This window comes from Paenibacillus sp. J5 (assembly GCF_054955055.1).
The window spans coordinates 408,771-425,316 of sequence record NZ_JBUEDD010000003.1; the positions used below are offsets into that span (position 1 = coordinate 408,771).

3 protein-coding genes and 1 riboswitch are annotated in these 16,546 nt (G+C 56.9%); all 3 genes read left to right on the top strand.

Features of this window, described 5'->3' with window-relative positions; all coding sequences use genetic code 11:
• Nucleotides 1-102 precede the first annotated feature (102 nt).
• The 3 genes from ACY1JZ_RS06990 to ACY1JZ_RS07000 all read left to right on the top strand — a co-directional run bounded on the left by ACY1JZ_RS06990 (nucleotide 103) and on the right by ACY1JZ_RS07000 (nucleotide 16,496).
• Complete coding sequence (locus ACY1JZ_RS06990; protein ID WP_462628627.1) at nucleotides 103-10,479, top strand: SpaA isopeptide-forming pilin-related protein; 10,377 nt, start codon at nucleotides 103-105, stop codon at nucleotides 10,477-10,479.
• 260 nt (nucleotides 10,480-10,739) lie between these two features.
• A riboswitch (cobalamin riboswitch) is annotated at nucleotides 10,740-10,920 on the top strand.
• A gap of 191 nt (nucleotides 10,921-11,111) precedes the next feature.
• Nucleotides 11,112-11,909: a DUF4430 domain-containing protein gene (locus ACY1JZ_RS06995; protein ID WP_462628628.1), complete on the top strand. Its 798-nt coding sequence runs from the start codon at nucleotides 11,112-11,114 to the stop codon at nucleotides 11,907-11,909.
• Between the two features lie 444 nt (nucleotides 11,910-12,353).
• Entirely contained in the window at nucleotides 12,354-16,496 is a 4,143-nt protein-coding gene (locus ACY1JZ_RS07000) for an S-layer homology domain-containing protein (RefSeq protein WP_462628629.1), read from the top strand.
• The last annotated feature ends 50 nt before the right edge of the window (nucleotides 16,497-16,546 follow it).

Sequence of the window (16,546 nt, forward strand, 5' to 3'; positions counted from 1 at the left end):
CGCCTGCGAAAAAGCGTCTTGCCTGGAACGGAAATTCGGCCAGATCTGGTCCGTTCAGAGTGTTCAGACACGCCCTAATTAAGAACGGAGAGGAGATGGAAAGTGAGCAAGAGGCTACGAATATCGGCGCTTGCGTTGATGCTGCTGCTTCACAACCTGCTCGTACCGCTGTCCATCGTGTCGGCCAAAGCCGGTGGCGGAAGTCCGTTGGTACTAGAGGATGTAAGGCTTGAGAACGAAGCAGGTCTGCCTATCGATGTCGCACAGTATCCTGAGCGGGTGCTGCATGCGGGGGAAACCTTTCGCATCACGTACTACTGGACGCTCCACAGTAATCGGCAGGATGCCGAGAGTTATAGCTTTCAACTGCCAGAGCTGGTTCATGCTGTCTCTGAGCAGGGAGAACTGCGAACTACAGATCAACAGCAGGCAGGCAGCTATGTGATCGCTTCGGATGGTACAGTCCGTCTAAGCTTCGATGCAGTTGGCGCACCTGAGACGACTGAGAGCGGGGAAGCCGCTTTGGATCGTCAGCCGCCGATAGCGCCAGAGGGCGAGGCATCGGGCGACAATTCTGGCAGCAGGGAGACTGGTCATGAGACGACAGAGGATAAGACTGCCCCTGCGGAGAGTGATGACACAGCGACGGCTGCTGGTAATGATGGTGAAGCATCATCTGCCCCGGCATCCTCCGATGAAGCACAAGAAGGCGCTCTAGCGTCTGAAGGCTCTGCCGGGGAAGCTGCCTCTGATCAAGCGGGCAGCAGCGCGACATCTGTGTCCACAGAGGAGGCAGGCTCTGCGAATTCGCCCGCTACCGGGGGAGCTAGTGCCCAAGAGGCTCCGATCGCCGATGAGCCGGCTGCTACTGAATCGGCCGACAATGAAGCGGACGGAGAGAGCGAAGCAACGCCTGACGCGAGCGGCATGGCTCCTGACAACAGCCCGGAGCCATCAGGCGAATCGGGAACCGACAGCCATGCTGTACCTGATTCGGGCGTGGAGCCCTCAGAGGACAACACATCCGGCGGGGCGGACTCGGGGGAGAATTCTGCGCCTCATGAAGATGCTGAGGGGACGCCTGGCCAGCCCGTACAGGGAACAGATGACAATGGCGCTGTAGTACGGACAATACAGGGCACCCTGACGATTGAAGCGCAGCTAGGTGAGGTGACGGCCGGGCAGGAGTACGCGGAGCTGGTATTCCAGCTCGGAGAGCGAATCCAGACGATCGTTGTTCCCGTCCAACAGCTTATGCTAAGGAATATGCTGCTATCTACGGACAGCATCCTGACGAGCGTAGAGCTGCGCGATGACAACGATCAACTCATCGATTCCTCTGTCAATCCGGGCAATCGGCCGAAGCTGGGCGATCCGGTCAGCGTATCCTACACATGGGCGCTGGAGAATGGTCATGGCTACAAGGCCGGGGATACCTTTGTATTCCAATTGCCGGATGCCTTCGAATTGTATAATGAGTTTGATGGTCCCTTGAACCAGTACGGCACCTTCGCTGTAACGATGGATGGGACAGTCACGTTCACCTTTAATGCATTGGTTGAGCAGCGCTCGGATATATCAGGAACATTCAAGGCAGAGACCAAGTTCAGCGAACGCACCATAGTCGGAAGCACACGGCAAGAGATTGTGTTCCCGATCAAGAATGACCTGAAGCGTATCCCGATTCAGTTCCAGTCGGCCTCCGGCTCCGAGCTGGATAAGCGCGGCGTGCCGAACAAGCCGCTCAACCCGACTCAGATTCATTGGTCGATCGAGATGAATAAGGCCGAGCGAGAGATTGAGGACCCGGTGCTGAGCGATGAGCTGCCTGCAGGCTTGCAACTGGATGAGACGTCGGTTCAAGTCTATGAGCTGACCGTAAATCTTGATGGCACGGTACAGAAGGGCGATCCCGTTGACCCGGCGCAATATACGGTTGTCCCAGGGTCAGGCAATACCTACGAGATTCGTTTCGCATCGGCGATCAACAGCGCTTATGAGGTCGAATTTGCAACGACGATTACGGATGAGCTGCCGACCAGCTTCGAGAACAAGGCGCAGCTATCCGGGAGCAACATTCAGAGCCAGAGCACATCGGCCACAGTAAGCGTGAACCATGGCAAGCCGCTGGATAAGGGCGCTGCTGGCTATAATGCCGCCACCCAGACGATCCAGTGGGCGATTCAGTACAATTATAATGAGAAGCCGATCACGCAGGCCAATGCGCTGCTGCTAGATGAATATGATGGCAGTCAGGAGCTGGTGCAAGGTACATTGAAGGTCTATCCGATTACCTTCGATGAGAGCGGGTCGCCGGTTCGGGGAGATGAAGTGTCGGCGAGCGATTACACGCTCGATACGGAAACTGCCGGCCAGTTCACTCTACAGTTCAATGAGGACATCGACGCTGCTTATGAGGTGGTCTATGCGACCCGGATTCAAGATCGTGTCTACGATGACGGAACGGTCGCCAATCGTGTCACCTGGGACGGCGAGACGATAACCAAGACGCAACCGATTCAGCAGGTCATTCTGGATAAGAGCAATGGCAGCACGAATTATAATGCGAAGACGACAGACTGGACGATTACATTTAACGGCAATCATTTTCCAATGGAAAATCCGGTTATTACCGACACCTTTGTCGGCAGCCGACTGGAGCTTCAGCCAGGCTCGCTCGTCATCCGCGACAGCCAGGGGAATACACTGGACTTGAATACGCATTATACGTTAGAAGCCTATGGAAATGGGTACCATGAAGGCTTCGTCCTTCGCTTCCAGGGCACATTTGCCGATCACTACACCATTACCTATACGACCAGCTTCGATCCGATCGTGAGCGATACGCATGAATATCGCAATCAAGCGCATATCGCTTGGGTGGAGCAGTCCGTGAATATGCCGGACAAGACGAGAGAAGCGATCTTCTCGCCGGATAACTACACGAGGGCCAATGGATTCAAGGGCGGCAGCTATAATGCGCTGACCAAGGAAATAACATGGACCGTAGGTCTGAACTACAACAAGCAGCCGGTGGCGGCACCCGTTGTCGTCGATTACTACAAGGGCAAGCAGAAGCTGGTTGCCAGTTCACTCAAGGTGCATGCGCTGGAGCTGGATGGTTCAGCCAATGGCGTCATCGTCAAAGATGAGCTGGGGAGCGACAAGTATGCCGTAGACTATACCCTGGTAGACGGCTCGGGCAATAGCGGCTTCAGGCTGACCTTCAATGACCCGATTACGACCGCTTATCAGATTACGTACAAGACGACGGTGGAAGACGAGATTGTCGTGAGCAGCTATGACAACACCGCTACACTGTATGACGGCGCATCCCAGCTTGCCGTGCTGAATGCCTCGGTTCCGGTGCAGCATGGCGGCGAATATGTCGCCAAGGACGGTGTCCAGAACGGCAGAGCGATTCAGTGGAGACTGGACATCAACCGCGGGCAGTCGACGGTGAGCAATGTGAAGGTTAGCGACGCGATGTCAGCGAACCAACTGCTCCTGAAGGCGTCCTTCAAGCTCTATGAAGCGGTGGTGGCGGTTAACGGAGCTGTGAGCAAGGGAAGTCTTGCGGATGAAGCAGACTACAGTCTGAGCTTCGTGACGCTGGGCGATGGCTCGGAGGGCTTCGAGCTGACCTTTGCGAACACGATCGACAGACCATACATCCTGGAGTATCAGTCGTTCGTGAACGCCATCAGCGGCTCCACAGTGAGCAACAGTGTGAAATTCACAGGCGACAACGTGCAGAGCGCAATTACCGAATCGCAGAAGAGCTATGTGGTGCGCTTCTCCACCGGCTCGGGCACGGCTGTTGGCGATCTGGGCGCGCTAGAGGTGCTCAAGGTCGACGCGGCCAATGATGTGCCGCTTGCAGGAGCAAGCTTCACCCTGTATGACAGCACGGGTCAGATTGAGCTTCGCTCGCTGGTGACCGGCGCAGATGGCAAGGCGACCTTCTCGAATCTGCTCTATGACAACTATGTGCTGCGTGAGAGCGAAGCGCCGCATGGCTATGTGGTTGGCATCGCCGATACCCGTACAGTGGAGCTGAACGCTGCTTCCATTCAGGTCAAGGTGGCGAACAAGAAGATTATTCGTGATGTCATTCTGACGAAGGTCGGCGAGGATAATCGCAATCTGGGACTGCCTGGCGCGGTCTATAAGCTGCAGGTGCAGCACAATGGCAGCTATCAGGATGTGCCTGGGTATACGAGCCTGACCACCGATCAGAATGGCCAAATCAAGATTCAGGATCTGGATGCGGGCAGCTATCAATTTGTAGAGCTGACCGCTCCGCAGGATTATGTTGTTTCCGGCAATCCTGTACCATTCACCATCGAGGCCCAGCAGACCGAGGCGGACGAGGTGCTGGCGATTAATGAGCTGCAGCCAGGTGCGGTGGAGCTGACGAAGAAGGATCAGGACGATGCTGCGGTATTGCTGGCAGGCGCGGTATTTACACTGCGCAATGCAGCGGGCAACGCGATCCGCTACGGCCTGCAGACCAATGCAACGGGCAAGCTGCTCGTGGATAACCTGAAGCCGGGCGACTACTCGCTGGTTGAGACCCAGGCGCCGACAGGCTATCTGGTGAACAGCGAACCCATTTCGTTTACGATTGCTAGAGGGCAGCAGCAGACATTGCAGATCGAATTCACCAATACCCGGATTCGCAATGCAATCGAGCTGATTAAGGTGGATCGATTCGACGGATCGCTACTGGCGGGTGCGGAATTCGAGCTGCGGGATCAGCATGATGCTCGGGTGACGACCGACCGCCTAGGTCAGCCGTTGCCAGCGACCTTCTCCACGGATAGTCAGGGCATGCTGCTCATCAATGATTTGGCGGCTGGCACCTACAAGCTGGTGGAGACGAAGCCGCCACAGCATTATCAATTGGATGCAACTCCGCATCAAGTTGTTGTTCATAATCTACAGACGACAACTGTAGAGGTGGAGAATGATCTGATCGAAGGCTCTGTCGAGCTGACCAAGGTGGATCAGTACAATACCGCGGTAAAGCTGGCAGGCGCTGAGTTCAGACTGGAATACCGGAATGGAAATCCGGTTCCAGGTGTCAGCAGTGTGCTGACCACAGATGCGAATGGAACGCTTCTAGTTGAGCATCTGCGTCCGGGGCTATATCAATTTGTAGAGATTAAAGCTCCTGCAGATTATGTGCTGGATGCCACTCCGATCCGGTTCGAAATTGTTAGAAGCCAGGCGGCAACCTTACAGGTAGAAGCACGCAATACGCTTATATCCGGCGGCTTCGAGCTGACGAAGGTCGATAGCTTCGACCAGCGACCGCTTGCGGGAGCAGCGTTCAAGCTGTTGGATGCGGCTGGTACAGAGGTTCGCACGGGCTTGACGACGAATGCGCAAGGCAAGCTGACGGTGACCGGCCTCCAGCCGGGCAGCTACAAGCTGGTGGAGACGAGCGCGCCGTTCGGCTATGTAGCGGACAGCACGCCGATCGACATCGAGATTGTCCGTGACCAGCAGCAGTTGGTAACGAAGACGTTCAGCAATGCGATCCAGCTTGGCTCGGTGGAGCTGACCAAGGTGGATAGCGAGGATCACAGCATCGTGCTAGCGGGGGCAGTCTACAGCCTGGAGCAATACGATGCAGCAGCCGATCACTGGAATGTCATCCGCTCCAGCCTGACGACGGATCAGCAGGGCAAGCTGGCAGCCAGCGGACTGCGTCCGGGGCACTATCGCCTGATCGAGACGGCAGCACCGACAGATTATGAGCGGGATACTACCCCGATTCCATTCGCGATTGCGCTGGGGCAGACGGCAGCAGCGACCTTGCAGCACAACAATACGCTGACACCTGGCTCGGTGGAGCTGACGAAGGTCGATGCAGATGAGCAGAGTATTGTACTTGCAGGTGCAGAGTTCAAGCTGGTCGATGCACTTGGCGCTACCGTACCTGGCTATGAGAATCTGGTAACTGACAGCACCGGCAAGATCACGGTTCAGGGCTTGAAGCCAGGAGCGTATAGCTTCATCGAGACGAAGGCGCCGCAGCACTATATGTTGTCGGCTACGCCTCTAGCTTTCACTATTGATAAGGGACAGCAGACTGCGAAGCAGGTTGTCGCCGCCAATGAGCTTATCGATGGCGCAGTGGAGCTGACGAAGGTCGACGCACAGGATAACACCCTTCCGCTGGAAGGCGCGGAGTTCAAGCTGCTGAATGCGCAGGATATAGAGCTTGCGAGCGGCTTGATGACCGATGCTAGCGGCAAGCTGGTGGTGAACCATCTTCGTCCAGGCAGCTACAAGCTGGTGGAGACGAAGGCACCGGAGCACTACAAGCTGGATGAGACCCCTGTTACCTTTACGATCAGCTACAGCCAGACGGCTGTTGTCGAGCGGACGGTAACGAATGAACTGATCCGCGGCGCAGTGGAACTGACGAAGCAAGACGCGGATGTTACCGGGATGACCATTGCCGGGGCCGTGTTCGAGCTGCGCGATGCGCAGAATCAGATGATGCTCCCCGGGCTGACGACCGATGCGAGCGGCAAGATCACGGTAAGCGATCTGCTGCCGGGCGACTACCGTTTCGTAGAGACGAGTGCTGCGCCAGGCTATGTGCTGGATGAGGCGCCTGTCGCCTTTACGATCGTGAAGAACCAGCAGGAGACGCTTGCAGTAAGCAAGTCCAATGCACGGATGACCGGAGCCGTAGAGCTGACCAAGGTCGATGAATTGGACGCGAGCTTAACCTTGCCAGGTGCCGTATTCGAGCTGCGCGACGGGTCGGATCAGACACTGAGAAGCGGCTTGACGACAGACCAGGATGGCAAATTGCGGGTAGCTGGCTTGAAGCCGGGGGTCTACGCCCTGGTGGAGACAGCGGCACCGGAGCATTACGTGGTATCGACTACACCGGTAAGCTTCACTATACCGTTCAATCCGCAGCAGGCTGTAGAGCTGACGGTGGCGAATAAGCTGGATCGCGGTGCGGTGGAGCTGACGAAGGTCGATACGGATGATGCAGATCGCGTGCTGGCAGGAGCGGAGTTCAAGCTGTTGAATGCGCAAGGCGTTGAAGTGGCCAGCGGCCTGACGACGAATGCGCAGGGCAAGCTCCTCATTGGTGAGCTTGTGCCAGGGCGATACGAGCTGATCGAGACGAAGGCGCCTGCAGATTACGTGCTGGATGCCACTCCGATTCGGTTCGAAATTGTTAGAAGCCAGGCGTCAGCCTTGCAGGTAGAAGCACGCAATACGCTTATATCCGGCGGCTTCGAGCTGACGAAGATCGACAGCTTCGACCAGCGGCCGCTTGCGGGAGCAGCGTTCAAGCTGTTGGATGCGGCAAATACAGAGATTCGCTCCAGCTTGACGACGAATGCGCAAGGCAAGCTGACGGTAACCGACCTCCAGCCGGGTAGCTACAAGCTGGTGGAGACGAGCGCGCCGTTCGGCTATGTAGCGGACAGCACGCCGATCGACATCGAGATTGTCCGTGACCAGCAGCAACTGGTAACGAAGACGTTCAGCAATGCGATCCAACTGGGCTCGGTGGAGCTGACCAAGGTGGATAGCGAGGATCACAGTATCGTGCTGGAGGGGGCAGTCTACAGCCTGGAGCAATACGATGCAGCAGCCGATCACTGGAATGTCATCCGCTCCAGCCTGACGACGGATCAGCAGGGCAAGCTGGCAGCCAGCGGGCTGCGTCCTGGGCACTATCGCCTGATCGAGACGGCAGCACCGGCAAATTATGAGCGGGATGCTACGCCGATTCCGTTCGCGATTGCGCTGGGGCAGACGGCAGCAGCGACCTTGCAGCACAGCAATACGCTGACACCTGGCTCGGTGGAGCTGACGAAGGTCGATGCAGATGAGCAGAGTATTGTACTTGCAGGTGCAGAGTTCAAGCTGGTCGATGCACTTGGCGCTACCGTACCTGGCTATGAGAGTCTGGTGACCGACAGCGCTGGCAAGATCAAGGTTCAGGGCTTGAAGCCAGGAGCGTATAGCTTCATCGAGACGAAGTCGCCACAGCACTATGTGATGCTGACAACGCCTGTCGCCTTCACCATCGATAAGGGGCAGCAGACTGTGAAGCAGGTTGTCGCAGCCAATGAGATCATCGATGGCGCAGTGGAGCTGACGAAGGTCGACGCACAGGATAACACCCTTCCGCTGGAAGGTGCGGAGTTCAAGCTGCTGAATGCGCAGGATGTAGAGCTTGCGAGTGGCTTGACGACTAATGCAGAAGGCAAGCTGGTAGTGAACCATCTTCGTCCAGGCAGCTACAAGCTGGTGGAGACGAAGGCACCGGAGCACTACAAGCTGGATGAGACACCAGTTACCTTCACGATCAGCTACAGCCAGACGGCTGTTGTAGAGCGGACGGTAACGAATGAACTGATTCGCGGCGCGGTTGAGCTGACGAAGCAGGACGCGGATGTTACCGGAATGGTCATCGCCGGGGCCGTGTTCGAGCTGCGCGATGCGCAAAATCAGATGATGCTCTCCGGGCTGACGACCGATGCGAGCGGCAAGATCACGGTAAGCGATCTATTGCCGGGCGACTACCGCTTCGTAGAGACGAGTGCTGCGCCAGGCTATGTGCTGGACACGACCCCTGTCGCCTTTACGGTCGTGAAGGACCAGCAGGAGATGCTTGCAGTAAGCAAGTCCAATGCACGGATGACCGGAGCCGTAGAGCTGACCAAGGTCGATGAGTTGGACGCGAGCTTAACCTTGCCAGGTGCCGTATTCGAGCTGCGCGACGGGTCGGGTCAGACGCTGAGAAGCGAACTGATGACCGACCAGGACGGCAAATTGCGGGTAGCTGGCTTGAAGCCGGGGGTCTACGCCCTGGTCGAGACCGCGGCACCGGAGCATTACGTGGTATCTCCGACGACACTGATAAACTTCACTATACCGTTCAATCCGCAGCAGGCTGTAGAGCTGACGGTGGCGAATAAGCTGGATCGCGGTGCGGTGGAGCTGACGAAGCGGGATGCGGATCATGTAGATCGCGTGCTGGCAGGAGCAGAGTTCAAGCTGTTGAATGCGCAAGGCGTTGAAGTGGCCAGCGGCCTGACGACGAATGCGCAGGGCAAGCTCCTCATTGATGAGCTTGTGCCAGGGCGCTACGAGCTGATCGAGACGAAGGCGCCAGCCAACTACGAGCTGGACAGCACACCGATTTCATTTGACATTGTAAAAAGCCAGCAGCAGACGCTCAGTATTTCATTCGAGAACACGCTGACACCAGGCGCAGTGGAGCTGTTGAAGGTGGATGCCGACAATCATAATGCTCCGCTGGCGGGCGCAGTGTTCGCGATTATGAATGAAGCGGGTGTAGAGGTCTACTCTGGTCTGACGACAGGCAACGACGGTCTGATTGTTGCAGATCAGTTGAAGCCTGGTACCTATCAATTGGTAGAGACGGCTGCTCCGGCGGGCTATGACCGGCTTGCAGCGCCGATTCCATTTACAATTGTAGAGGGGCAGCAGGAGACACTTAGGGTTCAAGTGTCGAATGAGCAGACGACCGGCTCTGTACAATTGACCAAGGTAGACCAGACTAATAAGACACGTATGCTGAAGGGCGCACAGTTCACGCTGCGCCAGGCAGACGGTACGGTCGTTCATACTGGACTGGAAACCGATGATAACGGTCAACTGGTTGTAGACGGACTGAAGCCGGGCAATTATGAGCTTGTGGAGACCAAGTCCCCAAGCGGCTACAGACTGGATGCGACACCTATACGGTTCACGATCGACTTCAATCCGCAAGCGGCTGTCGAACTGACGGTAACGAACCAGTACAATGTGTATTATCCGAGCCAACCGACGAACCCGGAGCCAAGCACACCAGTCGAAGGTGGTGAAGGCGGCACAACGCCTGATCCTGGTCAGCCAGGAGAAACGCCGGGGAATGAAACACCTGGCAATGAAGAGCCAGGAACGAAAACACCTGGAGGGGAAGCACCTGGAACTCAGACGCCAGGCACCAAAACTCCTGAAGGTGAAACACCTGGGACAGAAAATCCAGGAATCGAGACACCACGGACAGGGACACCGGAGCCTGGTGATCAGGAGCCAGAGCAGCCGGATTCTTCGGACGATGAGGATCACCCGATCACAGAGGATAACGGAAATGGTGGCAATGGCGACGGCTCAAGCACAACGCCAGACCCATCCGGCAATGGTGCAGGCGGCCACGACGGTGCCGAGCATTCCGGCAACGGCCAGAACGGTGACGGTGATTCAACAGGCATCGACCGCTCTGGAGCCGAGCATTCCGGGGCAGGCAGCAATGGCGACCGTGAAGTGAATGGCGGTCAAGCGCTGTCCGGCAGTGGTGCCGAGCTGCCTAGAACGGGCGAGGAAGCTTCCTATACAACGCTCATTATGGGTATGCTGGCGATAGCTGCAGGCGCATGGCTGCTGCTTGGACGCAGTCCGGCTGTACGCCGAAGAAGGTAATACATTTTTGCAATCTTAAAGGGAGTGTCCGACATTTCCGGGCGGCACTGCAGCTTTGCCTGTAGTGCACCTCTCCCTGGCAGCCGACCCAAAAACATTGTTTTTGGGTCGGTTGTTTTTGTATGGATACAAGTTGTCTGCACTCATCGTCAACTAAACGCTAATTGTTATTGATTTATCCTGTCAGTATAGTATACTTTTAGGCGATTGGAAGTTGCTAGGTTACATAACTTCATATCCCATGATGGTGCCTTATTTCCATATCTGTCGTCCCTATGGGTGGCAGGGGAGATCAGGCTTAATAGGGAAGGCCGGTGCAATCCCGGCGCGGTCCCGCCACTGTGAAGCGGAGCAGGCTGCAAGTGCCACTGTGTATAACGGGAAGGTGCAGCTCATGCAATGATGCCAAGCCAGGAGACCTGCCATGATGGAGCTTTGCCACACTCACGAGGATGAGAAGGGGGTGAGATAGAACGGTCTGCCTGGGGCGGCTTATTTGGCTTGGAGCCCGGCTGGCTTGTATTTCACATCTTTTTTTCAGGCTCGCGCTTGGGGAAAGGTGTTTTTGTGTTATGCCCGCATGTAGAGGCAAGCTCGGTACTTATTTTCATTGATGGAAAGGAAAGATGACGATGACAACAAAATTATGGAAAAAAACGCTATCCCTATGGTTTAGCCTGCTCCTGTTGCTGGCTGTTGCACACCCCGGATTGCCCCTGGCCTCCGGCGTTGCCGCGGCGAGCAGCGGTGAAATTCCGGTACAGGTAAGAATTGAGGGCTGGAGCAGTACCGTTATTCCGCTACAGGAGATCGACGTGGAAGCGTATGATATTACCGATGTTGTAGGCAATAACAGTGTGGGCAACTGGTATCAGACCAGCTCAACTCCGCTTGCTATTCACGCCATACTGAAGGTGCTGGAGCAAAATGGATATGATGTGACTGACCCGGATGTCATCGAAGTCAACTACGGCGGGAACTATATCTCCGCGATTGCTGGAGAGGCGGAGCAGGATCAAGGCCTGAATTCCGGCTGGATGTATAAGGTGAATGGGGTACTGCCGCTGGTCGGTGTGGGCGATCAGACGTTGCAGGCCAATGATCTGGTCGAGGTGTTCTACATTGGCGACTACTCCACGTATGATTTTGGCGCGATCTCTGCATCTTCGACGTCTATTTCTGCTGGACAGAGCGTAACCTTCACTGTGACGGGTCAGCCTGCAAGCTGGGGTACACCGCTGCCATACGGGCCGATTGCCGGTGCAACGATCAGTATTAACGGCATAGCCAGCTCCTATACGACCAATGCCAGCGGGCAAGCAACCATTACCTTCGCTACGCCGGGAACCTACAGCATTACTGCGAACAAGTTCGGCAGCAGCTCCTATAATCTGGTTCGTCCGATACCGATTGTAATTACAGTTCACTGACCTACCTTGGCTGGACAGGAGGCAGGCTGGCAACACCAGCCGCCTGCTGTCGGCAGGCATCCTGGCTTAACTGGAAGCCCGCTCTTGACGGCAAGGAGGGAGCAGAGTGTTTTGTCTTTTAAATCGTGTTCATAAGAGAGGGCAGTTGGACGCTTATCCACGATTTGAACGACAAAATAGCGCAGGAGGCCCTGGCGGTGTCCTCAAGCTCCGAAGGGAGCGGGTGGAATTGAATGCTCGTTCGGTTCGGGGCACGCTGCCGCAGGCATACCGGGGGTTCGTCAAGAGAACAAGGGGACGTGAAGAAGATGTGACGCAGCGCAGGAGAAAAGGGTGGCGAACGATGCCCGATGAGCGGGCCAGAAGACACGCCCTGCCAAAATAAACGCTAAAGAACGGGAACAGCATACATAGTAAACCTAAGGTTAAGGAGAGGGACACGATATGAAGACATTATTCGGGCGCAGAATGCTGGCGCTCTGGCTAGCGCTAGTGCTGGCTGTTACGGGGCTGCAGCCAGCGCTTGGTGCGGCGGCCGCACAGGAGCTGGCAGGCATCGAGCAGGAGGGAACCTCCACTACTGACACACAGCAGTCAGAGGGTGGGTCGTCAGGCGAGCAGTCAACGGCAAGCTTACCAGACGAGCAGTCTGTTGCCGGGCAAGCAGAGGCTGGGACAGAAGCGTCTGAGACAGACGGGGCAAGTGCCTCGGCGCCTGGCGCGGAGCTGGAGCCGGGCGAGGAGGCAGCGCTTCAACCGGATACGGAGACTGCTCCGGTCGATACCACAGGGGGCACGCAGCCTGAGTCGGCGCTGCCATCACAAGCGGAGGGCGACCCGGCTCAGGCTGGAGACGCGAGCGCACCTCTTGAGCTGAAGGAGCTGCGCGTGCTTATTGAAGGCGCCGGTAAGTGGATCGTGGACAGGAAGGCGTACAACGCCTATGATCCGTTTAATGATTGGGATGCCATGGCGCTGGTGCGCTCGGGTCTGGCTCTACCTGAATCGCCTTACTATGATTATGTGCGGAGCAGCGTTATCGAGGTAGGGGGCGACTTCTCCAAGGCTACCGACCCGGAGAGGATCGCGATGGCCGTGACGGCTATCGGCAAGGATGCGCGCAATGTTGGCGGCTATGATCTGATCGACAAGTTCATCCGTCATGGCATGGTGGCAGAGGCTGCCAATGCGCTCACCTTTGCCCTGATCGCGCTGGATACACGCCATTATGAGGTGCCTGCCGGGGCGGACATCGGCCGGGACGAACTGATCGCCCACCTTCTGACCATGCAGTCGAGTGAAGGGGCCTTCCTGATCAATCAGACGGAGGATGTCGATACGACCGCCATGGCGCTTCAGGCGCTGTCGGGCTATACGGATCGTCCGCAGGTGAAGCAGGCGGTAGATAGCGCCCTTGCCTGGCTGTCCTCGATACAACGGGACACCGGCGGCTTCGGCTCCGTGCTCTCCCCTGGTGAATCAAGCGAGAGCAGCGCGCAGGTCATCATCGCCTTGACCAGCCTCGGCATTGATCCAGCTAGGGATGCAAGGTTCCAGAAGCAAGGCAGAACTGCCATCGACGCGCTGATCGCGCATCTCGACACGTCTGGCGGGTTCAAACATGAGCTGGACCAAAAAGTTAGTTACATAGCGACCCATCAGGCCATGCTGGCGCTCAATGCGTATGAGCGCTTCCTGACAGGGAAGCCGAAGCTGTATGACATGAGCGATGCGGAGGGCACAGCGGATGATTCCGAGTACAGCACGCTGTATATTGTCAGCCCCAGGGTGAAGGTGACACTGACCCCTTATCTGCTCGGCTCCGGCCTATCGATTGTGGTCGAGCCGAGAAATTCGGAGCTGAGCATTACCCTTCCGCAGGATCATACCGCGCCTATAGGACTGCAGACGCTGGGGAGCCGCATTCCGAAGCTGGAGCTCACCTATGGCGATGTCTCGCTAGGCTGGCCGCGCACGACTGGCGGCAAAGGAGCGCTCTTCCAACTGCCGATGCTCTCAAGTCTGTCGAACGAAGAGCTGACAGCGGCCATCGAGGCGGACGCTGCCCCGGCTAAGGTGGTGTCGATCGGCACCGCCATCGAGCTGTCGGGGCCGTCATTCAAGGAATTGAAGGCGCAAGCGACATTGAAGTTTGCGGGCCACGGGAAGCTGCAGGCTGGCTTCTGGGGAAGCGATGACCTCTTCAAGCAGGTGCCGCGCGCCAATGATCCAACGCAGGATATGTATGCTTATGAGGACAATGGCAGTCTGATCGTACAGACGAATGCATTTGGCCGGTTTGTGACCTACGCTCTGGATGAACCGGGAGGAGAGAATCCGGGTACAGACCCCGGAACAGACCCCGGAACCGATCCTGGTACGAACCCCGGAACTGATCCCGGAACCGATCCGGGCACGAACCCAGGCACGAACCCAGGCACGGGTACTCCCTCACCTGGCAATGGCGGTGGTCATGCGCCCCAAGTGAAGCTGTCGATTGAGAAAATATCGATCGGCCAGGGCTATATTATTGAGCCTGTCTATGTAGAGCTGAAGAGCGGGGATACCGCATTTACACTTATGGAGCGGTATGCGGAGAGCCAAGGCAAGTCCGTTGCCTACAGAGGGAGTGCAGACTCCTTATATGTAGAGGGAATCGATGGGCTGTCCGAATTCGATCATGGCATCTATAGCGGCTGGATGTATTCGGTCAACGACAGCTATCCGTCGTACAGTGCGGGGACGAAGACCCTTCAGGCTGGCGATGTGCTGCGCTGGCGTTATACGAAGGATCTGGGCAAGGATATCGGCGGCTTCGATTCGATCATTGGCGGTCAGAACAGAGAAGCGCTGCGCAGCAAGGTGAATGAGGTCAAGGGCCTGGTGGCGACTGACTATACTGCCGCATCATGGAACGAGTTGAAGCGAGTGCTAGAGCTGTCGGAGAAGACGCTGAACGAGAGTGGGAGCGACAGCCTGGAGCTGGTGAAGCTGCTGAAGGAGCTGACAGACGCTCAGAACAAGCTGGTGGCAGCAGGCCAAGGAACAGGCGTAGCGGGCAGCAAAGCGGAGGAGAGCAAGAAGGTACTGCCGGAGAAGCTGGACGAGACGATTCGAGGGGCGGCGGACTGGATCGCAGCGAGCGCCAACTTTGCCGAATATGACCCATTCCATGATTGGGATGCGCTGGCGCTGGCGCGTGCGGGCAGGACGGTTCCGGCAGCTTATTATGAGACGCTGGAGCAGTACATCCGTGACAACGGGGGGCGCTTCCGCAAGGTGACGGATTATGAGCGGACAGCGTTGGCGGCAGCCGCTATAGGCAAAGACCCGACCAATATTGCAGGCTATAATTTCCTCGAGAGAATCTACAATAACGAGCGCATGACGGCTCAAGGCACCAATGGCGCGATCTATGCCTTGCTGGCGCTGGATGCCGTTCAGGCTGTTATTCCGCCAGAAGCGGCATGGAGCCGGAGCAAGCTGGTTGAGTGGCTGCTGGAGCAGCAAAATACAGACGGAGGCTTCCCGCTCAGCAAGGAGGAGGGTGGAGCAAGCGATGTTGATGTTACGGCCATGGCCTTGCAGGCGCTCGCAGGATACAGCAGGCAGGAGCGGGTCATGGAGGCAACGTCCCAAGCGCTAAGCTGGCTGTCCGGTCAGCAGCTTGCCAGTGGGGGCATGAACGCATGGGGACAGGAGAATAGCGAGAGCGTCGCACAGGTGATCATTGCTTTGTCTGCGCTCGGCATACCGCTCGACGACCCGCGGTTCGTCAAGGCGCAGGGCAATCTCTATAGTAATCTGCGAAGCTTTGTCAATCAGGATGGTGGAATTGCCCACACCGCGGGCGGAGCGAGCAATTATATGGCGACTCACCAAGGGCTGCTGGGCTTGCTCGCTTACAAGCGGGCGTTGCAGCAGGAGAAGGGGGTCTATGACTTCTCCGATCTTCGCGGACAGGCAGAGCAGATGGAGCAGACGGAGGAGGAAACACCGCTGCATGGCAGTGTGACGGGCTTCCGCGACGAAGGATCGATCTCGGCATGGGCGCTGGAGGCTGTCGGCAAAGCGGTGGGAGCAGGTATTGTGCAAGGCGCTGGACAATCGGGCAGGTTTGAGCCGCAGCGGAATATGACCCGTGCGGAATTTGCGGCGATGCTGGTCAGAATGCTCGGATTGGCGATTGAACAACCACACGATTCGGTATACACTGATGTAATGAATACGCAATGGTATGCGTCTCCGATTATGGCAGCTACCCGCGCAGGACTGGTGCAAGGGGGCAGCAAAGGCATGTTCACGCCAAATGAGGCCATTACCCGGCAGGAGATGATGGTCATGCTGGGTCGGGCGTTCGGCTTCGCCGATGCTGTCATTACGGATGACGACCTGCTCCCGGATGATCTGAAGCTGGTGGCTCCGTGGGCGGAGCGATCGGTGGTCTATTTCTATAACCAGAATCTGTTGCCCGGAGCGAAGGGGAATGTCTATCCGGAAGCTCCTGTAACAAGGGAATTGGCAGTAGTGCTGCTGCTGCAGCTTCAGCAGCAGCAGGCGGCTCGCACAGAGCAGCCAGCGGCCTGACAGAAGCTGCCAAGCAGGGTGAGAAGCTAAAGAAGACGTGTATGGATGAG